Origin of the sequence: Demequina sp. B12 (assembly GCF_028823635.1) — a bacterium.
Classification (GTDB): Bacteria; Actinomycetota; Actinomycetes; order Actinomycetales; family Demequinaceae; genus Demequina.
On sequence record NZ_JAPEHU010000002.1, the window covers coordinates 349,663 to 373,673 of the forward strand.

General features: G+C 63.9%; 16 protein-coding genes and 4 tRNA genes. 12 read left to right on the forward strand and 8 right to left on the reverse strand.

Annotated elements, in window-relative coordinates; translation table 11 throughout:
• The first annotated feature begins 26 nt into the window (after nt 1-26).
• The 4 genes from ON058_RS06165 (at nt 27) to dxs (ending at nt 7,855) form a co-directional block, all read left to right on the forward strand.
• Nucleotides 27-1,925, forward strand: coding sequence for an APC family permease (locus ON058_RS06165; protein ID WP_274668151.1), 1,899 nt, complete (start codon nt 27-29; stop codon nt 1,923-1,925).
• Complete coding sequence (locus ON058_RS06170; protein ID WP_274668152.1) at nt 1,922-3,121, forward strand: class I SAM-dependent RNA methyltransferase; 1,200 nt, start codon at nt 1,922-1,924, stop codon at nt 3,119-3,121. Before ON058_RS06165 ends, ON058_RS06170 begins: the two co-directional genes overlap by 4 nt.
• Nucleotides 3,122-3,199: 78 nt before the next feature.
• Nucleotides 3,200-5,878, forward strand: coding sequence for an aconitate hydratase AcnA (gene acnA, locus ON058_RS06175; RefSeq protein WP_274668153.1), 2,679 nt, complete (start codon nt 3,200-3,202; stop codon nt 5,876-5,878).
• Between the two features lie 117 nt (nt 5,879-5,995).
• A complete protein-coding gene (gene dxs / locus ON058_RS06180; protein WP_274668154.1) occupies nt 5,996-7,855 on the forward strand; it encodes a 1-deoxy-D-xylulose-5-phosphate synthase in 1,860 nt (619 codons plus the stop codon).
• On the opposite strand, the gene ON058_RS06185 is transcribed toward dxs, so the two are convergent.
• Both ON058_RS06185 and ON058_RS06190 read right to left on the reverse strand, forming a co-directional pair.
• Nucleotides 7,852-9,078: an HRDC domain-containing protein gene (locus tag ON058_RS06185; protein ID WP_274668155.1), complete on the reverse strand. Its 1,227-nt coding sequence runs from the start codon at nt 9,076-9,078 to the stop codon at nt 7,852-7,854. The genes dxs and ON058_RS06185 overlap by 4 nt on opposite strands.
• Entirely contained in the window at nt 9,075-9,635 is a 561-nt protein-coding gene (locus ON058_RS06190; RefSeq protein WP_274668156.1) for a DUF3000 domain-containing protein, read from the reverse strand. The genes ON058_RS06185 and ON058_RS06190 overlap by 4 nt, the downstream gene beginning before the upstream one ends.
• Nucleotides 9,636-9,746: 111 nt before the next feature.
• Between ON058_RS06190 and gndA the strand changes: the two genes are divergently transcribed.
• On the forward strand, nt 9,747-11,183 hold the full coding sequence (gndA, locus tag ON058_RS06195; protein ID WP_274668157.1) for an NADP-dependent phosphogluconate dehydrogenase: 1,437 nt from the start codon (nt 9,747-9,749) through the stop codon (nt 11,181-11,183).
• Between the two features lie 97 nt (nt 11,184-11,280).
• Nucleotides 11,281-12,270 carry a cell division protein ZapE gene (gene zapE / locus ON058_RS06200; protein ID WP_274668158.1) on the forward strand — a complete coding sequence of 330 codons (990 nt, stop codon included), beginning with the start codon at nt 11,281-11,283 and terminating at the stop codon, nt 12,268-12,270.
• A 39-nt stretch (nt 12,271-12,309) separates the two neighbouring features.
• On the opposite strand, the gene treZ is transcribed toward zapE, so the two are convergent.
• The 3 genes from treZ to ON058_RS06215 form a co-directional block, all read right to left on the reverse strand.
• Entirely contained in the window at nt 12,310-14,046 is a 1,737-nt protein-coding gene (gene treZ, locus ON058_RS06205; RefSeq protein ID WP_274668159.1) for a malto-oligosyltrehalose trehalohydrolase, read from the reverse strand.
• Nucleotides 14,043-16,556 (reverse strand): malto-oligosyltrehalose synthase, encoded by a 2,514-nt coding sequence (treY, locus tag ON058_RS06210; protein WP_274668160.1) that lies wholly within the window; start codon nt 16,554-16,556, stop codon nt 14,043-14,045. Before treY ends, treZ begins: the two co-directional genes overlap by 4 nt.
• Nucleotides 16,557-16,693: 137 nt before the next feature.
• Nucleotides 16,694-17,125, reverse strand: coding sequence for an organic hydroperoxide resistance protein (locus ON058_RS06215; protein WP_274668161.1), 432 nt, complete (start codon nt 17,123-17,125; stop codon nt 16,694-16,696).
• Nucleotides 17,126-17,228: 103 nt separating this feature from the next.
• Here ON058_RS06215 and ON058_RS06220 point away from each other — a divergent pair, with 103 nt between their 5' ends.
• Nucleotides 17,229-17,786 carry a TetR/AcrR family transcriptional regulator gene (locus ON058_RS06220; RefSeq protein ID WP_274668162.1) on the forward strand — a complete coding sequence of 186 codons (558 nt, stop codon included), beginning with the start codon at nt 17,229-17,231 and terminating at the stop codon, nt 17,784-17,786.
• Between the two features lie 49 nt (nt 17,787-17,835).
• On the opposite strand, the gene ON058_RS06225 is transcribed toward ON058_RS06220, so the two are convergent.
• The 3 genes from ON058_RS06225 to ON058_RS06235 all read right to left on the reverse strand — a co-directional run bounded on the left by ON058_RS06225 (nt 17,836) and on the right by ON058_RS06235 (nt 18,133).
• Nucleotides 17,836-17,910: transfer RNA gene (locus ON058_RS06225), tRNA-Val, on the reverse strand.
• Nucleotides 17,911-17,915: 5 nt separating this feature from the next.
• Nucleotides 17,916-18,026, reverse strand: a tRNA-Cys gene (locus tag ON058_RS06230).
• 34 nt (nt 18,027-18,060) lie between these two features.
• Nucleotides 18,061-18,133 (reverse strand) — tRNA-Gly (locus ON058_RS06235).
• 124 nt (nt 18,134-18,257) lie between these two features.
• Here ON058_RS06235 and ON058_RS06240 point away from each other — a divergent pair.
• From ON058_RS06240 to thrS, 5 genes are all read left to right on the forward strand, one after another.
• Complete coding sequence (locus tag ON058_RS06240) at nt 18,258-19,346, forward strand: chorismate-binding protein (protein ID WP_274668163.1); 1,089 nt, start codon at nt 18,258-18,260, stop codon at nt 19,344-19,346.
• Nucleotides 19,343-20,212 (forward strand): aminotransferase class IV, encoded by an 870-nt coding sequence (locus ON058_RS06245; protein ID WP_274668164.1) that lies wholly within the window; start codon nt 19,343-19,345, stop codon nt 20,210-20,212. Before ON058_RS06240 ends, ON058_RS06245 begins: the two co-directional genes overlap by 4 nt.
• 127 nt (nt 20,213-20,339) lie before the next feature.
• A tRNA-Val gene (locus ON058_RS06250) sits at nt 20,340-20,411 on the forward strand.
• 269 nt (nt 20,412-20,680) lie between these two features.
• Nucleotides 20,681-21,886: a phosphotransferase gene (locus tag ON058_RS06255; RefSeq protein ID WP_274668165.1), complete on the forward strand. Its 1,206-nt coding sequence runs from the start codon at nt 20,681-20,683 to the stop codon at nt 21,884-21,886.
• Nucleotides 21,887-22,019: 133 nt separating this feature from the next.
• Entirely contained in the window at nt 22,020-24,011 is a 1,992-nt protein-coding gene (gene thrS, locus ON058_RS06260) for a threonine--tRNA ligase (RefSeq protein WP_274668166.1), read from the forward strand.

Genomic DNA, 24,011 nt, shown 5'->3' on the forward strand with positions numbered 1-24,011 from the left:
ACCCCCTGCGCCTAGGATGGTGTGACGTGGGAGGACTTCTGCAACAAATGCGGCGCCTGGTGTTTGGGCAGCCCATCGCGACCGATGCTGTAGTACCGGTGACGTTGCGCACGCGGTTGGCGCTTCCAGTGTTTGGTGCAGGCATTTTGTCTGCCGTCTTGTATGCGCCAGATGCTGTTGTTGACGCGCTCCGACGTGGAAGCCAGCAAGGCGCCATTCCTTACATGGCGCTTGGTGTGGTTCTCATCATGGTGCTGTTGGGCTTGGCTTACAGGTCGAATGTCCACGCCCGTCCGGACAGTCTGGGCGACTACGGGCTGGTACGCGATGTCCTCGGGCGGCGTGCTGGCGTCGTGACAGGGGCGTCCGTCCTGGTGGACTATTTGTTTACGGTCGCCGTTTCGGTTGCCGCATTGACGCAGCTGGTGGCGTTCTTGATCCCGCAACTCCAGAAGTGGGATGTCCAGCTCTCTGTTGGACTTGTCGGAATCGTTGCGGTCGTTGCTTTGCGAGTCGTGCGTGACCGTGCACGGGTCATTTTGGGCGTGTGGTTTGGTTTCTTGCTGATCATTGCCGTGATGGTGGTGTTCGGTGTGTCGAGCCATGGCACTGACACCACAAGCCCTATCGCGGCAAATGCCCCGGAGACATGGTCTGTGTGGTTTGCCTATGCGGGGGCCATCGCTTCCGGTGCCGTGATGGTGACGGGCATCGAACACTTGGCATCGTCCGCGCCCAATCATGCGAAGCCGCGCGGCAAACGCGCGGGGCGCACCCTCATCATCGCGGTGATTGCCTCGGCGCTGGCGTTCTTCGCAGTCGCGCTCCTGGCCTGGATGTATCGCATCACCGGGTGGTCCAAGGGGCCCATTCTGTTGCAGGTGGCGCAGGGGGTCTTCGACAATGCCGTTGCGGTGTGGATCATCGCGATCGTGTCGGCGGCTCTGCTCTACGCTGCGGTCGCGGCCGTGTTCCGCCGTTTCTCCAACCTGACGTCGTACTTGGCCAAGGACGCGTATCTGCCGCGGCAGTTCACGATGCGCAACGACCGCGCGGTGCTGCGTGGTGGCGTGTTATTGGTCGCGGGTGCATCTGCCGTGGTGGTCGCATTCGCTGGCGCTGAGGTCGAAACGCTGATCCACCTCTATGTGATCGGCGTCTTTACGTCGATCGTGCTCAGCCAAGTGGCCATGATCCGGTGGACCAACAGCAAGCTGAAGTTGGCCACACGCCGCAAGTCGCGGGTGCGCTTGCAGTCTCGCCGCGTGCTGCACATCGTCGCGACTACGGTGGCTGCCGCCGTATGGATTGTGGTGCTGGTCTTCAACTTCCTCAGCGGGGCCTGGATCGCTATCGCGCTGATCTGTGGCCTCGTGGTGCTGATGCATGCCGTGAACCGCCACTATGCGGCGGTCCGGGCTGATGTGCGTTTGCAGCCCTCCGATCTGGAAGTGGCGCTTCCTAGTTCGACTCGTGGCGTGGTGCTGATTGCTCAACTGCACCGTCCCGCATTGCGCGCATTGGCGTATGCGAAGGCGGCGCGGCACTCCACTCTTGAAGCGGTGGGCGTACAGATCGAGCGTGAGCCCGCGTTGCAACTGCAACGGGATTGGGGCCGGATCGACTCCGGAGTCCCGCTCGTGATTTTGGACTCGCCCTACCGGGACCTGGTGGGGCCAGTGATGGAGTATGTGACCACCATTCACCGCACCTCACCGCGCGAAGTCGTCGTCGTGTATGTGCCGGAGTACATCGTGGGCCGCTGGTGGGAGCGGTCCCTCCACAACCGTTCCACGACGAAGTTGCGTCAGCAGTTGCTAGGACTCAAGGGCGTCGTCGTGGCCGCGGTGCCGTGGCACTTGGAGTCCGCTCGTGAAGAGGTTCAACATGAGGAAGCCCCCGAACCAGGAGAGCAACTACCGTGAGTGACCTTGTTGACCTGACCATTGGCGCTCCTGCGCACGGTGGACACTGTGTGGCCCGGCTTGACGGGCGGGTGGTGTTTGTTCGCCACGCGTTGCCGGGGGAGACGGTGCGTGCTCGTCTCACCGAGTCGGGCGAAGACGCCAAGCTCTGGCGAGCCGATGCTGTCGAGATCATCGAGCCGTCGCCAGATCGTGTACCAAGCGTGTGGCCGGAAGCCGGACCGGGCGGCGTGGGTGGGGGAGAACTTGCGCATGTGAGTCTGGCCGGCCAGTTGGCGTGGAAGGAGTCCGTGCTGCGCGAGTCCTTCGAGCGCTTCGCGAAGGCTCCTTTTCCCGGGGTCGTGGCGCAGGTGCCGGGTGACGCTGAGAGCGGCGGACTGCGGTACCGGACACGGGTCAGCGCCACCGCGGACTCCGAAGGGCGCGCGAGCATGGCCGTTCATCGGTCGCGCGACTTGCGAGCACTCGAGTCGATGCCGCTTGCCACTGAAGCGGTGGAAGAGGCGCTCCTGGGGAACCGCTTCCCGGCCGGGGCACGCGTCAGTATCGCGCAGGGGTCAGACGGTGTGACGCGCACCATGGTCAACGGCAAACCGTGGCACAACGGCCGCGCTGACTCGCGGAAGAACGCCGCGCGCACGGTCCGACAAGACGTCAGGGCCGGCGACGAACTCGCGCAGTTCCGCGTCAGCGCTGACGGGTTCTGGCAGGTGCATCGCGGAGCTGCCCAGCTCTTGGTCGACACGGTCCTGGATGCAGTGGGTGAGGCCGCGCGCGTGGCCGACCTCTACGCCGGAGCCGGCTTGTTTTCACTGCCGTTGGCGATGACAGGGCGTGACGTCATCTCGATTGAGTCCGATGCCCAGGCAAGCCGTGCGGCCAAGCGCAACTGCCACCACTATCCCCAGGTAGACGTGGTTCACGGCGACGTCCGGCGTGAACTGAGCCGAGGCATCGGCCCGGTTGACGCAGTGGTATTGGACCCGCCGCGTTCTGGCGCAGGAGCCAAGACCCTCGAGTTGGTGGGCGCTGTACGCGCCAACCACCTGGTCTATGTTGCTTGTGACCCTGTTGCCTTGGCGCGGGACACCGCGATCTTGGCGACGTTGGGATACGCGTTGGTGCGGGCGGAAGCCGTGGATCTGTTTCCCATGACCCATCACATGGAAACCATCGCCACATTTGAGCGCAGGTAGTCACCAGGAAGTGCTCCGCATCTGAGGGTCCTAAGTCCCGGTAGACTGTCAGCCGGTCAACACCAACGGAGGATGTCTATGAGTGAGAACACCCTGGGAGCCAAAGCCACGCTAGACGTGGATGGAAAGGCCTACGAGATTTACCGCCTTGACGCGGTACCTGGATTAGAGAAGCTCCCGTTCTCGCTCAAAGTACTTGCTGAGGCGTTGCTGCGCACGGAAGACGGCGCCAACATCACTGCCGACCACGTGAAGGCCCTCGCCTCGTGGGAGCCCACCGCAGCGCCCGACACCGAGATTCAGTTCACGCCTGCGCGCGTCGTGATGCAGGACTTCACCGGAGTGCCTTGTGTCGTGGACCTCGCCACGATGCGCGAAGCCGTGGTGGACCTGGGCGGCGACCCCTCGGTCATTAACCCCCTCGCGCCTGCAGAGATGGTCATTGACCACTCCGTCGTGATCGACGTCTTTGGTCGCAAGGACGCCCTCGAACTCAACACGAACCTTGAGTACGCCCGCAACCGTGAGCGCTACCAGTTCCTGCGTTGGGGCCAGACCGCATTCGACAACTTCAAGGTGGTGCCCCCGGGCACGGGCATCGTCCACCAGGTGAACCTTGAATACCTCGCACGCGGAGTGATGACTGCTGAGGTTGACGGCGCAGTCCGTGCCTACCCTGACTCGTGTGTCGGCACCGACTCACACACCACCATGATCAACGGTCTGGGCGTGTTGGGCTGGGGCGTGGGCGGTATCGAGGCTGAGGCAGCCATGCTTGGCCAGCCCGTATCGATGCTGATCCCCAAGGTCGTCGGCTTCAAGCTGACGGGAGAGATCCCGGCCGGAGCAACTGCAACCGACGTGGTGCTCACCATCACGCAGATGCTGCGCCAGCACGGAGTCGTCGGCAAGTTCGTGGAGTTCTACGGCGAAGGTGTAGGGGCGGTGCCGTTGGCGAACCGCGCCACGATCGGCAACATGTCGCCCGAGTTCGGCTCGACTGCTGCGATCTTCCCGATCGACGACGTCACGATCGACTACCTCAAGCTCACCGGGCGTTCCGAGGACCAAGTCAAGCTCGTCGAGGCGTACTGCAAGGAACAGGGCATGTGGCACGACCCCTCTGCCGAGGGTTACGTGGAGCCTGTCTTCTCCGAGTACCTTGAGCTCGACCTGTCAACGGTGGTGCCGTCGATCGCTGGACCCAAGCGTCCCCAGGACCGCATTGAACTGTCGGCCTCCAAAGGCCAGTTCGCGAAGGATCTGGAGAACTACAAGGGTGCGAAGGACGGTGCTGGCACCTACGTCGACGAGCACGGCAACACGGTTCCCCTGAAGGACGGCGACGTGGTGATCGCTTCGATTACCTCGTGCACCAACACCTCGAACCCCTCGGTGATGCTCGCGGCAGCACTGTTGGCGCGCAACGCGAACGCCAAGGGTCTCCAGGTCAAGCCGTGGGTGAAGACCTCGATGGCGCCGGGTTCGCAGGTCGTGACGGACTACTACGAGAAGGCTGGTCTCTGGCCCGACCTCGAGGCTTTGGGGTACCACCTGGTCGGCTACGGCTGCACCACCTGCATTGGTAACTCCGGTCCGCTTCCCGAGCCCGTGTCGAACGCCGTCAACGAGCACGACCTCGCGGTGGTCTCGGTACTGTCCGGAAACCGTAACTTCGAGGGCCGCATCAACCCGGACGTCAAGATGAACTACCTGGCATCCCCGCCGCTGGTCATCGCATACGCCCTTGCGGGAAGCATGCACCACGACTTCGAGACCGATGCTCTTGGTCAGGACGCGGACGGCAACGACGTGTTCCTCAAGGACATCTGGCCTGACCCCGTCGAGGTCGAGTCGATCGTTCAGTCCTCGATCACTGAAGAGATGTTCGCGAAGGACTACGCAGACGTCTTCGCAGGCGATGAGCGCTGGCGTGGTCTTCCCACCCCAGACGGCAAGACCTTCGAATGGGATGGCGAGTCGACCTACGTGCGCAAGCCCCCATACTTCGAAGGCATGGAAGCAACCCCGGCACCCGTCGAAGACATCGCGGGCGCACGAGTGCTGGCATTGTTGGGCGACTCGGTCACCACCGACCACATCTCGCCAGCAGGTGCCATCAAGGCAGACTCGCCTGCGGGCAAGTACCTGGCTGACCACGGTGTGGAGCGGCGCGACTACAACTCCTACGGTTCGCGGCGCGGAAACCACGAGGTCATGATCCGCGGCACGTTCGCAAACATCCGCCTCAAGAACCTGTTGCTCGACGGCGTTGAAGGTGGGTTCACCTACAACTTCGTCAAGGACGAGCAGGACACGATCTACGACGCAGCTCAGGACTACGCCGCTGCGGGCACCCCGCTGGTGGTGCTTGCGGGCAAGGAGTACGGTTCCGGGTCCTCGCGTGACTGGGCCGCCAAGGGCACCCGACTCCTGGGCGTTCGGGCCGTGATCACCGAGAGCTTTGAGCGCATTCACCGTTCCAACCTGATCGGAATGGGAGTTCTGCCCCTGCAGTTCCCCGAAGGCCAGAGCGCGCAGTCGCTTGGGCTGGATGGTACTGAGTCGTTCGACATTGCTGGCGTGAGCGCCTTCTCCGCGGGAGAGCACCCTCGCACGCTTCCGGTTAAGGCCACCAAGGCTGACGGCTCCGTGGTGGAGTTCGACGCAGTGGTCCGCATCGACACCCCAGGTGAGGCGGACTACTTCCGCAACGGCGGAATCTTGCAGTACGTCCTCCGTTCCTTGGTCTCCTAAGACACATATTTGACACCACGTGAGGGGCGTCGTGACGAACAGTCACGGCGCCCCTTGCGCCACTTCCCGGCCGGTTCGCCGTACAGTGGTTCTCACCCCACACCCTCAGGAGGTTGCGTGCTCGAGCGCATCGCATCGCCGCAAGATCTTCGCGGTCTCGATCAGGATGAACTGACGGATCTCGCCAGCGAGATCCGCGATGTCCTGGTGGAGTCGGTATCGCGTACGGGCGGCCACTTGGGCCCGAACCTGGGTGTCGTGGAGCTGACGCTCGGCTTGCACCGCGTGTTCGAGTCGCCGCGGGACACCTTGGTGTTTGACACAGGGCACCAGTCGTATGTGCACAAACTGCTGACGGGGCGCCAGGACTTCACGGGACTGCGCAGTCGGGGCGGGCTAGCCGGCTATCCCCAGCGCTCGGAGTCTGAACACGACGTCGTGGAGAACTCACATGCGTCGACGTCGTTGTCGTGGGCCGCGGGAATCGCGCGCGGCTACACCTTGCGGGGTGAGCATGAGCGGACCGCAGTAGCGGTGATTGGTGATGGTGCACTCACGGGCGGGATGGCGTGGGAGGCGCTGAACTCGATCTCCGCGTCACACGACCGAGTCGTGATCGTGGTCAACGACAACGGCCGCTCATATGCGCCAACGATTGGCGGTTTGGCGCGCAAACTCGATGGGATTCGTACCGACCCGCGATACGAACAGTTCTTGGGGTGGGGCAAGCGCACCTTCAAGGGGCGTGGCGCACTGCGCAACTTCGCGTACAACACCGTCATGCACGGGAAGCGGGCAGTCAAAGGACTGATCACGGACCCGGGCATGTTTGACGACCTGGGCCTGAAGTACGTGGGCCCCGTGGACGGACACGACCTGGCTCAGGTCGAGGCGGCGCTCACTCACGCGCGGGACTTTGGCGCGCCAGTGTTGGTGCATGTCCTGACGGAGAAAGGCCGGGGATACTCACCTGCGGAGGAAGACGTCGCTGACCGGTTCCATGCCGTAGGCAAGATTCATCCCGAGACTGGACTGCCTGTCCAGCAGAGCCGCTTCGGTTGGACCAAGGTGTTTGCCGAAGAAATGGTGGCTGCGGGGCGTGAACGTGACGAGCTCGTCGGCATTACTGCCGCCATGCTCGCGCCGGTGGGGCTGCAGCCGTTTGCGGATGAGTTCCCCGATCGGGTGATCGATGTCGGAATTGCGGAGCAGCATGCCGTGACGTCCGCGGCGGGACTCGCCTTCGCGGGTCTCCACCCCGTGTTCGCCGTGTACGCGACGTTCCTCAACCGCGCGTTCGACCAGGTGCTGCTCGATGCTGCACTCCATGGCGCTGGCGTGACGTTCATGCTGGACCGGGCTGGAATCACCGGAGACGACGGCCCTAGCCACAACGGCATGTGGGATATGGCGTTGCTGCGGCACGTCCCCACGATTCAGATTGCGGCACCTCGTGACGCCAGCAGCATGAGGGAAGCGTTCCGGCAGGCCATCGCGGTCGAGGATGCCCCCACCGTGGTGCGGTACCCCAAGGGACCTGTCGGCGATGAGTTGCCTGCGTTGCGCACGGTGGGGACGATGGAAGTCCTCGCTGAGCACGGTGACATGCCCACAGTGGCAGTGCTGGGGCTTGGTCCTATGGCAGCGACTGCCGTTGACGTGGCCGCGAAGGTTGCGGCGGACGGATATGGCGTGATCGCTGCGACGGCGACATGGGTTCACCCCATCCCCGAGGGTCTAGTGGACCTCTTGGAAGGCTGCACTCTGGTCGTGACGATCGAGGACGGTCTCACCGATGCAGGCATCGGGCAGGAGTGGGCAGATGCCGCTCGACTTGAGGGTCACCGTGCGACGTGGGTTCACAGGGGAGTGCCGCGGGAGTTCCTCCAGCACGCCTCACGAGCCCAGATCGTTGAAGATGCCGGCCTTGATGCCACCGCGATCGCAGACACCGTATTGGCGGAACTCGCGGACTAGTCGGTTGCGGCCGTTTCGAACGCTGCCGCGAGTTCTGGGGCTGTGAGGTCGACTTGCCATGCGCGGGCACCTCGTGACGCGAGGAACTCCCGAATCTCTGACTCGCCGCCACCGCGGTACTCCCAACAGCATCGGCGCATCGCGTCAGGCTGAAGAAGGTTCTCCGCGGGGACATGGTGGTCTTCAACCAGGGTGGCGATGCGTTCCTTCGCCGCGGTGAGACGAGCGTCGGCCTCCGGCCGCTTGTCTTTCCACGTGCGTGGTTGCGGCGGTCCATCGCCGCGGGGTCCACGCTTGGAAGGAAGCTGTCGTTCTGGCAGCGCTAGGGCACGTTCGATCACGGGATACCAGCGCGGAGCGGCCTTCTTGGTGCCTCGAGACCGCCATTCAGGTAGCGCCATCAGCGCCTCCAGCGAGGTGGGCTTTGCCTGGGCCGCCGCGACGATCGCAGCGTCCCGGAGCACACGTCCTGGCGAGGTGTCGCGCCGTTGAGCTTCTTTGTCGCGTGCCTCCCACACTGCGCGAACGATGCTGAGACCACGCTGGTCACGGACCTGGTGCGAGCCTGAAGTTCGGCGCCAAGGCTCCGGACGTGGCGGAGGTGGGGGAGCAGTGCGGACTGCCTCAAACTCTTGGAGGGCCCAGTCGAGCTTGCCAGCGTCGACGAGGTGCTGGTGAAGACGCTCACGCAGTTCGAGAAGCACTTCCACGTCAAGGGCGGCGTACACCAGCCAGTCGTGGGGAAGGGGGCGGGTCGACCAGTCCTGCGCCGAGTGCTCTTTAGCGAGCGCCAGGCCGAGTTCGCGCTCCACCACTGCGGCAAGGCCAACCTTCGGCCAGCCCAAAAGACGTGCCGCGAGTTCGGTGTCAAAGACTGAAGCCGGACGCAGGCCGAGGTCATGCATCCCTGGCAGATCTTGGCTGGCCGCGTGAAAGACCCATTCGGCATCCCCAAATGCGTCGTTCAGGAGGGAGAGGTCCGCAAGTGCCGCGGTATCGACGAGTGCGATACCTGCCCCTGCGCGCTTGAACTGAGCCAGATATGTGGCTTGGCCGTAGCGGAAGCCGCTGGCGCGCTCCGCGTCCGCAGCGATCGGCCCTGTCCCGCTGGAGAATGCTTCCGCCATCGCCTCAAGTGCGTCAGGAGTGTCGATGACCGCCGGTACGCCGCCTGCAGGTTCGGTGAGGGGACGCGCGGGGGTCTGCTCGTCGGTGTCCGTCATACGTTGCTTCCGGGCAACATGGTGACTCCTTCGGGAAGTGGAGGGATGCCCGCACACTCTGCCAGTAACTCGGTCCACGCGCGAATATGAGGTTCGATGTCGGAGTCGAGCGGTGTCCAGGACACTCGTACCTCAACGGAAACATCTTGGGGTCGATCAGCGAGCTCGCCAAAGGATCGATTGAGAACCTTCGATACTGTGCCACCCAAAGCGCGGTGAGGGATGTCCGCGAGTGCGTCTTCAACCCAGGACCAGGCCACATCGGCCCAAATGTCGTCGCCGCCTACTTCCGGGGACACCTGTGCCTTCACGAGCGAGACAACACGGAAAGTGCCGTCCCAAGCGTCATGTCCGGCGGGGTCGTGGAGCAGAATGAAACGGCCGCTTGCTTCGGCATCGTCTTGATGGGTCTCTCCGTTGACGGCGACCGCGAACGGCGCGATGCGGGCCGGGGCCGCGCTCTCTGTCAGCGTGACGTCTTCACGGGTGCGTGCGCGTGCCAGGGAGGTGAGTGCGTCTCGGAAGGCGGGCGGTGCCTCCGCGAAGTCCCTGGCCATAAGTCTGAGCGTATGGCCAGGGGGCCGCGGTGCTCCGGTACGCCACGCGGCTGGGGGCCACTAGGCTAGGGGCGCGAAAGCTTTCCCCGACCCCCATGCGAAGGATTGAACATGGCGCTTGCCCAGATCGGTGTAACAGGACTGGCGGTGATGGGGCGCAACCTCGCCCGCAACTTCGCCCGCAACGGTTTCACTGTCGCAGTGCACAACCGCTCGCCGCAGAAGATGCACTCCCTGATTGAGGACCACGGGTCCGAAGGTGAGTTCATCGGTTGCGAGTCGCTCCAGGACTTTGTCGACGCACTCGCACAGCCCCGCACCATCGTGGTGATGGTCCAGGCAGGCGGTCCCACGGACGCAGTCATCGACGCGCTTGTTCCGCTTCTGGACAAGGGCGACATCATCGTTGACGCCGGCAACGCTCACTTCCCCGACACGCGCCGGCGCGAAGCCGCTCTGCGCGAGCAGGGCATCCACTTTGTGGGTGCGGGTGTGTCCGGCGGTGAAGAGGGCGCGCTGCTCGGCCCCTCGATCATGCCTGGTGGGCCCGCTGAGTCGTACGAAACTCTCGGCCCCATCCTTGAGAAGATCGCGGCGAAGGCGGAGGATGGCACGCCGTGCTGCGCGCACGTCGGTCCCGACGGTGCTGGCCACTTCGTGAAGATGGTGCACAACGGCATCGAGTACGCAGACATGCAGCTGATCGGCGAGGCATATGACTTGCTGCGTGCCGGTCTGAACCTGAGCCCCAAGGAGATCGGTGAGATCTTCGCAGAGTGGAACACGGGTGACCTGGACTCGTTCCTGATCGAGGTGACGGCAGAGGTCCTCAAGCAGACGGACGCGAAGACTGGCAAGCCGCTGGTGGATGTCATCGTGGACCAGGCTGGACAGAAGGGCACTGGTCGTTGGACTGTGCAGTCCGCACTTGACTTGGGTGTGCCGGTGACCGGCATCGCCGAGGCCACGTTTGCGCGTGCTATTTCGTCGCAGACCGCTCAGCGTGAGGCCGCACGTTCGGTGTTGGAAGGCAACGCATCGGACTTCCACATCAAGAACCGCGACGGCTTCATCGAGGACGTGCGGTTGGCGCTGTACGCGTCCAAGGTGGTCGCTTACGCGCAGGGCTTCGACCAGATCCAGGCCGCTTCGGAAGAGTACGGCTGGGACATCAAGCGTGGCGACATGGCCAAGATCTGGCGTGAAGGTTGCATCATCCGTGCACGGTTCCTTGACCGCATCACCGAAGCCTACGAGCGCAACGCGAACCTCGCGACGCTGCTCGTGGATCCCTACTTTGCAGATGAGGTCGCAGGTGGCGTGAGCGCGTGGCGCCGCATCGTCTCTCAGGCGGCGTTGGCGGGAGTTCCCGCACCGGCGTTTGGCTCGTCGCTGTCGTACTACGACTCGTTGCGTGCGGAGCGTTTGCCCGCAGCCGTGATCCAGGGTCAGCGTGACTTCTTTGGCGCCCACACCTACAAGCGTGTGGATGCGGACGGAACTTTCCACACATTGTGGTCCGGCGACCGTTCCGAGGTTGAGGCATAAGCGTCACTGCTGATTGCTTCTTGACGCCCCGTGCCGCCCTTGGGTGGCACGGGGCGTCGTGCATTTCGGCCCCGGAACACTCACTAGGCTGACGATCATGACCGCCCGACTTGTCGGACGCAGGCCCCACGTTGAGCCCCAGGCTCTGATCTCTGCCCTCGTCCCACCCCCGCACTTCGCTGCAGCCACTTTCGATTCCTACGTTCCGGATCCGAGCTTCCCGAGCCAGCAGCAGGCCGTCGATGCGGTGCGTGCGTTCAGTGCAGGCGTGACGCGCACGGGACTCAACCGTTTCCGCAAGTCCACGGCAGGCAAGGGGATCTACCTCGATGGCGGTTTTGGTGTCGGGAAAACTCACCTGCTGGCTGCGTTGGCACACGATGTGGGCGAGCGTGCGGCTTTCGGCACGTTCGTTGAGTACACGCATCTGGTAGGTGCGTTGGGATTCCAAGCCACACGGGCTGCGTTGCAAGAGTTCGCCGTGGTGTGCATCGACGAGTTCGAGTTGGACGACCCGGGTGACACCGTGCTGATGGCGCGGCTGATGCGAGAACTGGCCGATGCGGGTGTGGCGTTGGTCGCGACCTCGAACACACTGCCGGGTTCATTGGGCCAGGGGCGTTTCGCAGCGGATGACTTCCAGCGCGAGATTAAGGCGGTGGCGAGTGTGTTCGACGTCGTCACCATCGACGGCCCTGATTACCGAGGTCGCGGGAGCTCCGAGTTTCCGCCGCCAGCACGAGTGGACGAGGTCGTCGCCATTGGCGAGCGCGAAGACGGTGCTTGTGAGGAGTGGGCCGCGTTGATGGAGGACCTGACGCATGTGCATCCCAGTCGTTACGGAGCATACGTCGACGGCATTGCCGTCCTGGGCTTGCGTGGCGTGGCTCCGCTGACGGACCAAGCCCAGGCCCTCAGGTTGGTGTCCTTGGTGGACAGGCTCTATGACCGTGATGTGCGAGTGGTCGCATCGGGCCACTCCCTTGACACGGTGTTCACGAAAGAGATGCTGCGTGGCGGCTACCGCAAGAAATACGCACGCGCGCTCTCACGGCTCCACACCATGGTGACGGGGGAGCCCAGCTAGTCGACGGGGAGCTCAGGTCATCCGCGCGTGCGGTTGCCGCTATTCCTGCACCAGGAGCGCGACGGCGTCAGGGGCAAGCCGCAAGCGTGCTGCGTCGTGTGACACCGTCCCGAACTGTGCCGCGAGGATTCCTGATGCCTGCAGGTCCATGGCATCCGCGGTGAGGTTCGCGTACATCGTCACTGGTCCGGCCAGTCGCAAGACCCCAGGGACCGGTTCCGACGCCCCTGCAGGCGTGCGCTTCCACGCGTCACGGTCGTCCACGTAGCGCCGAAGCGCCATGAGGTCGGCTACCCAGGTTCGGAGGGAGTCGTGTGGTTCCCCCTCGGAGCCGATGCCTGAGCCGAGCTTGGAACGCAGGAACGTGGTGCGGTCCTGGGGATCGGGGACGGCCACGTTCCCGCCGTAGAGTTCCTCCCAACCGTGTCCGCCAAACTCGCTCATGCGGCCTTCTGACACTGCCGTGCCCAACGGCTCGTCATGGTCGGTGAAGAACATGAAGGGCCGGCGTTCCCCGTACTCCTCGCCCATGAACAGCATCGGGGTGAACGGCGACAACAGAATGGCCGCCAGCGATACGGCTTGAGCGCCGGGAGTGAGGGTCGTGGAGGGCCTGTCGCCGATAGCTCTGTTCCCCACCTGGTCATGGTTTGAGGCGCACACCACAAATCGACGTCTGTCAGTTTCTGCTGGTACAGGGGCTCCCCAGGTCTTCTCTCGGAACGGTGAGTAGGTGCCGTTGTGCCAGAACACCTCCCGGTAGACCTTGTCGAGGGCTTCGAGCGAACCAAAGTCAACGTAGTACCCGTGCCGCTCACCGGTGAGGTAGGCGTGAAGCGCGTGATGGACGTCGTCATTCCATTGCGCCGTCATGCCCAACCCGCCTTGGGCGGTGGGGGTGACCATCCGTGCGTTATTGAGATCGGACTCGGCTATCAACGACAGGGGGCGGCCAAGTTCCACACTCAACTCCGCAGTCTCATCCGACAGCTGCGCGAGGATGTGCTGAGACGAGTCATCCTTCAACTCATGCACCGCGTCCAGACGCAGAGCATCGATATGGAAGTCACGGAACCACCGCGCAGCGTTGTTGCAAATGAACCTGCGCATGCCTTCCGCGCCGTCCTGATCCAAGTTCACCGCCCAGCCCCATGGGGTGTCGTGCGCGTCGGTGAAGTATGGTCCGAACTTGCTCAGGTAGTTCCCGTCGGGACCCAGGTGGTTGTACACCACGTCCAGGCAGACTCCGAGCCCGGCGCGGTGCGCAGCATCGACGAAGCGCTGCAAGGCTGCCGGGCCGCCATAGGACTCGTGGACTCCGTAGAGCGAGACACCGTCGTAGCCCCAGCCGTGGCGTCCCGGAAACGGGGCCAGCGGCATCAACTCGACGATGTCCACCCCAGTGGCTTTGAGGTCTTTGAGTTGGACGATCGCGCTGTCGAGAGTTCCCTGGGGCGTGAAGGTCCCCACGTGCATCTCATAGATGACTGCGCCGAGGGCGTCGACGCCGGTCCAGGCGTGGTCTGTCCAGCGATGGAGTCCCGCATCGAAGACGCGCGAGGGGCCATGCACTCCCTGCGGCTGCCATGCCGAACGGGGGTCTGGCCACGGCCCATCGCCGTCGACCTCATACGCATAGTCGACGCCATGAGGCAGGTCTGGTCCTGTCCACCAGCCGTCCTGCCCACGCTCCATGGCGAGTCGATGCTGGGTGTCGCCGTCATAGATCACCGCCACCACGGCATCGGCGGTTGGCGCCCAGACGCGCGCCTTCATGACGCCCGCACCAACAGCGCGACCGGGTGGTGCGCAAACAACGTCTCCAGGGCGACGGTGCCGCCTTCAACCGTGCGGCCCGAGATGGTGTCTGTCCAGGTACCGTCTGGCAGCGTGGCGGTGTGTTCGCGCCACCCGCCGAGCTTGTCGAGGTCGAGACCCAGCCGGGTAGCCGCTGTGATGACGCGAGGCTCGTCGGCCACCGTGCGTGCGAACACGACCGCGTGACCTGAGGACGACGGGAGGGGGAGGTACTCCGCACCTTCCCCAATGAATGCTTCGGGGTGCTCCTTGCGAGCGTGGAGGGCTCTCGCCGTGACCCACAACTTCTCTTCCGAGAGGGTCTTGGGCTTGCGGGTGGCGACTCGGTCTAAGGTGCCGGCCAAGGCGTCGAAATCCACCGGGCGTCGGTTGTCTGGATCGACAAGAGATGGTGCAACGGTTTCCGTGCCCTGATACACGTCCGGAATGCCGGGCATCGTCAGTTGAATCAGCTTCATCGACAACACATGGGCGCGCACGCCTTCGGCGACTGCCACATGCCAGTCGTGAACGAGGCCACGCACGGTGACATCGATGTGTGTCGCTTGCGCGAACCACAGCACCGCTGACTCGTACTCCTCGTTGATGGACGTCCAGGTGGTGTGCGTCTTGGCTTCGCGCATCGCCTTGACCAGGTAGCCCTCAAGCCGGTCCCACTCCATGAACCCTGTCTCGTCAGAGGTGCCGATCAGCGTCTGCCACCACAGGTTTTCGGTCCTGCCGTCAAGCAATGACGGACGCATTGATGACGTCTCCGCCTGCAGTTTGTAGACCAGCGAGTCCCACTCTTCGGCAGCTTCACTGAGGACGGACAAGCGTGCCCGTACGTCCTCGGAACGCTTGGTGTCATGGGTGGTGAGGCAGGTCATGCCGTGGGGGTACTGCAACTGCTGCTCATCTGCCCAGGCATGGAAGCTCGCTGGGGGGATCGCGAACCGGGAGGCAGGGGAGCCCACCTCGCACAGCGGCAACAGGTGCGTCCAGCGGTAATACGCGGTGTCCTCGATGCCCTTGGCCATGACCGCACCGCAGGCTTGTTGGAAGCGGGTGATGAGTTCGCGCCGGTTGGCGTCATTGGTGCGGCCCGCCGAGCCCACCTCGGCGCCCTGCAGCAGATCCACGACGACGTCGAGCGTTTCGTGCCGCTCCTCGTCCAGGACCCCGCGAGCTCGTTCTGCTGCGTGTGCGATCGCTTCGAGCGACGGTGGCTTGGGCAGAGCGCCGGCGACCACATACGCCCGGTAGCGGTCGAACGTGATGAGCAGCGTGCGGAGGCAGTCGTAAAGCGCTCGCCACGTGTGGTCTCGCAAGCGCACGTCGGTCGTGCAAATCGTGTGTGCAAGGGTGGCGAGGCGGTGCACCTCACTGGATAGGGACTCCTTGACGATCTCCCGCTTTGCTTCGGAGATCATCGCGGGAAGCGTGCCCATCGCGTCTCCGGTGAGGCGATGCAAGGTGGCGGCCAAGGGTGAGGAACCGGCGGGGTCTCGAAGCAGCGCCCCCACACGCCACGCACCGTCGTAGCCAGTTGTCCCTGCAGTCTTCCAGCTCGTGGGCAGGCGCTCTTCGTCCTCAAGGATCTTCTCGACGACGATCCACGCACCGTCCGTGGCATCCGAAAGCCGCTGAATGTAGCCAGCAGGGTCAGCCAGACCGTCCGGGTGGTCGATCCGCAGACCTTGGAGAGTGTTGTCTTTGATGAGGTCCACGATGACCTGGTGAGTGGCGTGGAAGACGTCTGGGTCCTCAACGCGCACCGCGACGAGTGAGCCCACATCGAAGAAGCGCCGGTAGTTCAGTTCCTCGTTGGCGACACGCCAGTAGGCGAGGCGGTAGTGCTGTTGGTCTACCAAGGACGCCAAGGGGAGGTTCTCGGTGCCGGGACGGATCGGGAAGACGTGCTCGTAGTACTGGAGCACGGGGACTTCTCCTTCATCCTCGTAGCCCGGAACCACCATGGAACCCACCGACAGTTCCCCGTCGGCAAGCACGGTACCGATGCGTTGACCCAGGACAGGCATCAGGACTGGCTCGCCACCTGACCAGTCGACATCGAACCAGTGCGCGTGATCGGACTCTTCGCCATCGCGCAACACAGACCACAGGGCCTGGTTGTGATAGGCCGGGGTGGGGACGGCCATGTGGTTGGGCACCACATCGGCAACGAGGCCGATGCCGCGCTCGCCGGCCTTCCACGCCAAGTCGCGCAGGCCGTCGACGCCACCGAGCGACGCGGCAACCCGCGAGTGGTCCACCACATCGTAGAAGTGCGTGGAGCCAGGGGACGCTTCGAGGATGGGGGAGAGGTACAAGTGGCTCACACCGAGGGCTTCGAAGTAGTCCAGGTGGGCGGCTGCGTCCGCAAACGTGAAGTCCGCGTTCAGTTGCAGCCTGTAGGTCGACGTGGGGACTGGAGCATCAGCGCGATGCCCCAATCGACGCGTGCGTTCATGGTTGGTGTCAGACATCGAGCGGAGTACCCCTTCGTTGCTTACGTGCCATCATCCCAGATAGACGTGTCGATCACGTTTCGCTCGCCTACCGCGATTCAGGGTTGGCCGAGAGTGCAATCGATCCGTGAGGTGCGCGAAGGGGCCCGCGCTACCTAGGCGGCCGTGACCTCAAGTGTGACCTCGATGTTGCCGCGCGTGGCGTTGGAGTAAGGACAGACCTGGTGGGCAGCCTCGGCGAGTTCCTGTGCCGTGGCCTGGTCCAGTCCTTCGGTTCGTACCTGGAGGGTGACAGCAAGGGCGAACCCTCCCCGCAGGCCCACAGGCCCGATGCCCACTTTCGCCGTCACGCGGGAGTCTGTCAGCGGTGCCTTGGCTTTCTTGGCTGTCATCTGGAAGGCCGAGTTGAAGCACACTGAGAACCCAGCGGCGAACAGCTGTTCAGGGTTGGTCTTGGTGGGTTTGCTCAGGGGCTTGGGGGTTGCGAGGTCCACGTCCACTAGGCCGTCGTCAGTTGCGACGTGTCCGTTGCGGCCGTCTCCCGTGGCAGTCGCCGTGGCGGTGTAGAAGACCTTGGGCTTGTCCATGGGGAACATTCTCCTTCGCTTGTTGGTTGACTAGTACGTCTACATCGTCAACGGTGGCAGCCGTGAGAAGATTCCCGAACCGCAACAGCAGGAGGTGCGCCCTATGCCAGCCACACGTGGCCGCGCTCGCGACGACATCGTGACCACGGCATCGGCCCTCTTCACCGCGCACGGCATCCGCGCCGTGAGTGCTGACCGCATCATTGCGGAGGCCGATGTCTCCAAAGTGACCTTCTACCGCCACTTTGCGGCCAAGGACGACCTGGTGGTGGCGTATCTCCAGCGCGAGCTTGCCCGACTGCAGGACTACGTAGCGACACATGAACCCGATGCCACGGCAATGCTGGCCCTGTTCCGTGACCAGATGTGTGGTCCGGGATTCCGTGGCTGCCCTTTCATGAATGCTGCGGCGGAGTACCCCGATCCCACACATCCCGTGCGCGCCGTTGTGACAGATTTCCGGAAATGGATGGTGGGGGAGTTCACGACATGGGCAGAGAGCAGGGGAGTTCCTGAACCTGAACGCGTAGCACGCACCATCATGATGCTGCGTGACGGTGCCCTGGTGGACGGATACATGTCCGGCGAACCCGAGCGCGTCGTCCAGGAACTGACCGCAGGAATCGAGGCGCTCGTGAAGTCCTCAGCGGGTGGCCGCTAGGAGTAGGCCGGGTACATCAAAAAAGCCGCTCCCGAAGGAGCGGCTTGTGTGGTGGGCGATACTGGGATCGAACCAGTGACCTCTTCCGTGTCAGGGAAGCGCGCTACCGCTGCGCCAATCGCCCATGCGAGGTGGGTACGGGATTCGAACCCGTGTATACGGCTTTGCAGGCCGCTGCCTCGCTCTGAACCCGTGTATACGGCTTTGCAGGCCGCTGCCTCGCCTCTCGGCCAACCCACCGTGGTCGCCGAACAGTGCCGGCTACGAACCTACGAGCGGACGACGGGACTCGAACCCGCGACCCTCACCTTGGCAAGGTGATGCTCTACCAACTGAGCCACGTCCGCATTGTCAAGGCGTGCCCTGACGAGAAATAGAGACTAGCCCATTCCGCGAGGCCTGCCAAATCCGAGCAGGCATCACAGGCCTGTGCGCTCACGGATCCCCGCTGGTCAGACTACGGTGGTGCGCGTGGAGTGGACCGAGGGCACATGGCGAGGCGAGGCGCAGTTCCGCACCGTCCGCGCCTGGAATCCCGTGGAGCACATCGACGCCGCCGTCGACGGGCACCGCCTAGCCGAGCGCGGTTTCTGGGTCGTGGTCGGGCGCTTTGAAGGCAGGATTGATGCCTGGCGCATGGAGAACGTCGACTATGCGGCGGCACTCGCCGGCGCCAACGATGGGGACTGGACCGGCCCAGCGCGCGACCTGTGGCAGTCGTCAATGAACCGCGCGGAGTACATGACTGGCGTCGACAACGTGCGCGCTCACATCCGCGAAGGCGATGTGTACCAGGTCAATCTTTGCCGGGTCCTTCAAGCACCGCTTGACCTGCTAGATCCCTTTGCCGCGGCATCGGCCCTCCGTGCGCGGCTAGAGCGCGGCAACCCCGCCACGTACGGCAGCGCCATCGTGATGGACGCCGCCCCCGATGCCAGCAGCGACGCCGCCTGGGTGGTGTCCGCGTCTCCCGAGCTGTACCTGCGTGTGGATGGGGCGCGCGTCACGTCCTCGCCCATCAAGGGAACCGCCGCGCCAGGCCAGGACATGCTGCCCAAGGACGAGTCCGAGAACGTCATGATCACTGACCTGGTGCGGAACGATCTCTCTCATGTCGCCCTGCCTGGATCCGTGACGGTCCCCGAGTTCTTGGGCCTTCATGATCTGCCCGGCCTCCGGCACCTCCAATCCACCGTTGCCGCGACTCTCGACGAGCGACATGTGTGGACCGCCCGCATGTGGCCCGCGCTGCTCGAGGGGACCTTCCCGCCCGGCTCGGTATCCGGGGCACCCAAGTCGTCTGCGCTCGACATCATCGGTGCGCAGGAACGTCAAGAGCGGGGTCCCTACTGCGGTGCCATCGGATGGGTGGACGCCGACAATCAGCAAGCGGAACTTGCCGTGGGTATCCGCACCTTCTGGTGGGAGCAGGGCCACTTGAGGTTTGGAACCGGGGCGGGAATCACCTGGGGATCAGACCCTCAAGGCGAGTGGGACGAGACAGAGTTGAAGGCCCAACGGTTGATAGCCCTGGCATCTGCCGGAACAATGGCCCTATGAGTGGGGTGGTATGGGCGCAGGGACGGATGCTGGCGCCCGGAGAAGCGGTGATCCGCGCCGACGATCACGGGTTCACCGTGGGCGATGGGCTGTTCGAAACTATTGCCGTGCGTGACGGGTTGCCGTTTGCGTTGACCCGGCATTTGTCGCGCCTGAGTTACGGCGCCGAACGCATGGGTATCGACGGCATCGACATGGATGAGGTGCGCGAGGGGATCGCCGCAGTAGTAGCGGCCGATGCTGTGGTCACCAGGGTCCGCGTGACGGTCACCTCTGGGCCAGGCCCGGCCGGATACGGTCGCGGTGACTCTGGCCCCACCGTCGTCATCACGGGTGGGGCAGGGGAACGTCCGCGGTTGTGCCACGCGGTCCGTGCGCCCTGGAAGCACAACGAGCGTTCAGCTCTTGCCGGAATCAAAACGACCTCCGCAGGTGAGTACGCGGTGATCGCCGCCTATGCACGTAGCAAGGGGGCCGACGAAGCCATCTTGGCCAACACCTACGGCAACCTATGCGAGGGCACCAGTACCAACGTGTTCTTGGAACGCGGGGGAGAGATAGTGACGCCGCCCTTGGCTTCAGGCTGCTTGCCCGGGATCGCTCGTGGGCTCGCGCTTGAGTGGGGGGCGAAGGCCGGGATCCCCGTCCGAGTAGGAGCGCCAGGCGAATTGACGTTGGCCTCGCTCGATGAGGTCATTGCAGGTAGCGCACACATGGCGGTCACCAGTGTGATCAGGGGAGTTCAGCACGTGTCCAGCCTGGATGGTGAAGAGACCTCCGCAGGGACGTTGCTACGCGACCTCGCAGCACACTTTGAACTTCAAGCCGAACGCAATCCGGACCCTGCGCTACCGCGTCGCAAGTGACGTCCCTGGTGTGAAGGTAGGTTCACCTGAGCCTGGCCACCGTGGAGTTGGCCGCTTGACCAAGCGAGAATGCCTCGACGTTGGTCACGAGCGCCCGGAATCCGCGCTACTATTGTTCTCGCTCAAGGGGCGATTGGCGTAGTGGTAGCGCGCTTCCTTCACACGGAAGAGGTCACTGGTTCGATCCCAGTATCGCCCACCCTTAAGTTCAGGCCCTCAGCTCACGCTGGGGGCCTGACGCGTTTCTGGCCGGTTGCAGCATCGGCAGCCCGCGAATCGCGTGCCGCCCCCCCTAGTGGCCGAGCGCGGCGCCGAGGGCATCGCCAAAGTGATGGTGGACCCGCAACCGTAGGTGTCCTGTTGGCCTACACCCGAGCGCCGGCGTGTGGATCGACTGTGACAATCAGCGCAAGGCGTGTGAACCTCCAAATATCAGGCCTAAGGGCCCTTTCGTGGTTCGATTGCCTTATGACAACGCAAGCAGCCGCTGAGACTTTGACCGGGCAAGACGCCGGTCAAGTGTTGGCGACCGCGTTGGCCACCACCCATCAAGAGCTTGAGTCGTGGACGTTGGACGCCGTCCATGCCAGGCCTGGAGCGGAGACTTCCGCCTGCTACGACGTCATGGCGTCAGGGGAGCGGGTCTACCTCGTCGCGTCGAATGTCGACCTCAGTGAAGCGCAACGCGCAGCGACGAAGGCGGTACGTCTCGAGTCCGACCTTGGCGTGGTCCACGTGTGGCGCCACCCCGCTGACCCGTTTCTTCCAGGTCTCGCCGACGCGTGTGTTCCCGAGGCGCTGGAAGCTCGCCTCAACCGGGCGGGTGCCGATCGTCCCCAGGTAGGACGCCTGGAAATGCTTGTACTACGGCCGATGCGGCGTGCAGTTTTGCGGGCAGAGGTCACGGAGGGGGAGCGCAAGGACGTGTGGTTCGTCAAGGTGGTGCGTCCCGAGCGGGCCTACGATCTGCTGCACCGTCACCGCCTCAGTTCTTTGGCTCCCCGCGCGCTCGATGCCGGCGATGGAATCGTGCTCGTGGCGCAGGCGCCTGGTGTGGCGATGACGGAAGCCCTGCACCGGACCGACGGCTCCGATGCCGCGCAGATTGACCCTGACATCTTGATGCGTGCGCTCGACACGCTGCCGCCGGCTGTGTGCGAACTGCCTGACCGTCCCAGCGTGCCTGACCGGCTCGACATGTACCTGGACTTGGCACGCAAACGCGGCCTAGATCCTGCGCTGCTCGACCGGCTGCGCGCCCGCATCGGTCCAGGGCTCGACGCGGCCGACGACGCCCCGCGTGTCCCTACCCACGGCGATTTTCACGCTGCCAACGTGCGCTTGGACTCCGCGACCGATCCCACACGCGTGGTGGGGCTTATCGACATTGACACCTTGGGGCCTGGGCGGCGGGCCGATGACCTGTCATGCATGGTCGCCCATGTGTCGGTACTGCCGTCGCTCGACCCTCACGGCTACTCCGGCGTGGAAGCCCACGCGACGCGACTCTTCCAGGGCTTCGCCGAGACCGTCGACGAGGACGATCTCAGAAGGCGAGTCGCCGCCAACATCGTGGCCCTTGCATCGGGCGTTGACGATCTGAACCGTGCTTCTCAGTGGCTTGACCTCTCGGTCCGGGTCGCTGAAGAAGCGGCGCTTGTCTCACAACCGTGATGGTGCGGCCCGGAGTCGTGCTCAGGTACATCCCCCATTACGTGGCGGCGGGGAAGATCGGTAGCATCGTGGGGTGACGCGCGCGCTCGGCGACGCGTCTGGCATGTTCGTACACCTCTGAAGGAGATCCCAGGTGCCTAGCTTCACCGCACACATCGACGGCGACAAGCGTGAACTCGACGCCGGCACTACGGGCACCGACCTCTTCGGCGAGCGCCGCGAGGTACTCGTGATGCGAGTGAACGGTGAGTTGTGGGACTTGGCGCGTGAGGTGCCGGCGGACGCCACTGTTGAGGCTGTCACTGTTGAGGAACCTGATGGCCTGATGGTGTTGCGTCACTCCACCGCACACGTGCTCGCGCAGGCCGTGCAGCAGATCAACCCTGACGCCAAGTTGGGTGTGGGCCCTCCGATCGAGAACGGCTTCTACTACGACTTTGACGTAGCGGAGCCGTTCACCCCGGAAGACCTCAAGAAGCTTGAGAAGACGATGCAGCGCATTGTGAAGGAAGGTCAGGCCTTCCAGCGCCGTGAAGTCACCCGCGAGGAGGCGCTTGCTGAGTTGGGCCACGAGCCTTACAAGTGCGAGTTGCTGAACCACGACGCCGCGGGCGCTGAAGGAGCATCGGTCGAGATTGGTGATGGCGACATCACGATCTACGACAACGTGCGTCGCAATGGCGAGCGTGCCTGGGGTGACCTGTGCCGCGGCCCGCACGTGCCTTCAACGAAGGTCATCGCTAACGGCTGGTCGCTGATGCGTTCGGCTGCCGCCTACTGGAAGGGCTCGGAGAAGAACCCTCAGCTCCAGCGTGTCTACGGCACCGCCTGGGCCACGAAGGAAGACTTGGTGGCGTACAAGGAGCGTTTGGCTGAGGCCGAGCGTCGCGATCACCGCCGCTTGGGCGCAGAGATGGACTTGTTCTCCTTCCCAGAGGAGATCGGTTCCGGACTGCCGGTGTTCCACCCCAAGGGCGCGATGATCCGCATGGAGATGGAGGACTATTCGCGTCGCCGTCACGTCGAAGAGGGCTACGAGTTCGTCTACACCCCGCATGCGACCAAGGGCAAGCTTTTCGAGGTTTCGGGCCACTTGGACTGGTACAAGGACGGCATGTACCCCGCCATGCACCTCGATGAGGAGCGCGACGACGCCGGTAACGTCACCCGGCAGGGCCAGGACTACTACCTGAAGCCCATGAACTGCCCCATGCACAACCTGATTTTCGACTCCCGGGGACGTTCCTACCGCGAGCTACCGTTGCGTCTGTTCGAGTTCGGCACGGTGTACCGCTACGAAAAGTCCGGCGTGGTGCACGGCATGACCCGTGCGCGTGGGTTTACCCAGGACGACGCACACATCTATTGCACCCGCGACCAGATGAAGGACGAGCTCACCCGTACGCTCGACTTTGTCCTGGACCTCCTGAAGGACTACGGCCTTGAGGACTTCTACCTGGAGCTGTCGACCAAGAACCCCGAGAAGTTCGTGGGCGAGGACGACATCTGGGAAGAGGCCACCGACACTCTGCGTGAGGTCGCCGAAGCCTCCGGTTTGGAACTGGTGCCCGACCCGGGCGGCGCCGCGTTCTACGGCCCCAAGATTTCTGTACAGACCCGCGACGCCATCGGCCGCTCGTGGCAGATGTCAACGATTCAGTTGGACTTCAACCTCCCTGAGCGTTTCGAGTTGGAGTACACCGCTCCGGACAACACGCGTCAGCGCCCCGTGATGATTCACCGTGCGCTCTTTGGTTCGATTGAGCGCTTCTTCGCGATTCTGACGGAGCACTACGCGGGCTCGTTCCCGGTCTGGCTTGCGCCGGTTCAGGTGCGCGCTATCCCCGTCGCAGATGCGTTCAACGACTATCTGGCCGATGTGGTGGCACAGCTGCGCGCGGAGGGTATCCGTGTCGAGCTGGACGACTCTGACGAGCGTTTCCCCAAGAAGATCCGCACTGCGTCCAAGGACAAGATTCCTTTCACACTGATTGCCGGTGGTGACGATGCCGATGCCGGCGCGGTCTCCTTCCGTTTCCGTGACGGTAGCCAGGACAACCAGGTTCCGGTGGCCGATGCCGTGGCCCGGATCGTGAAGGCAGTCAAGGACAAGGCCCAGGTGTAG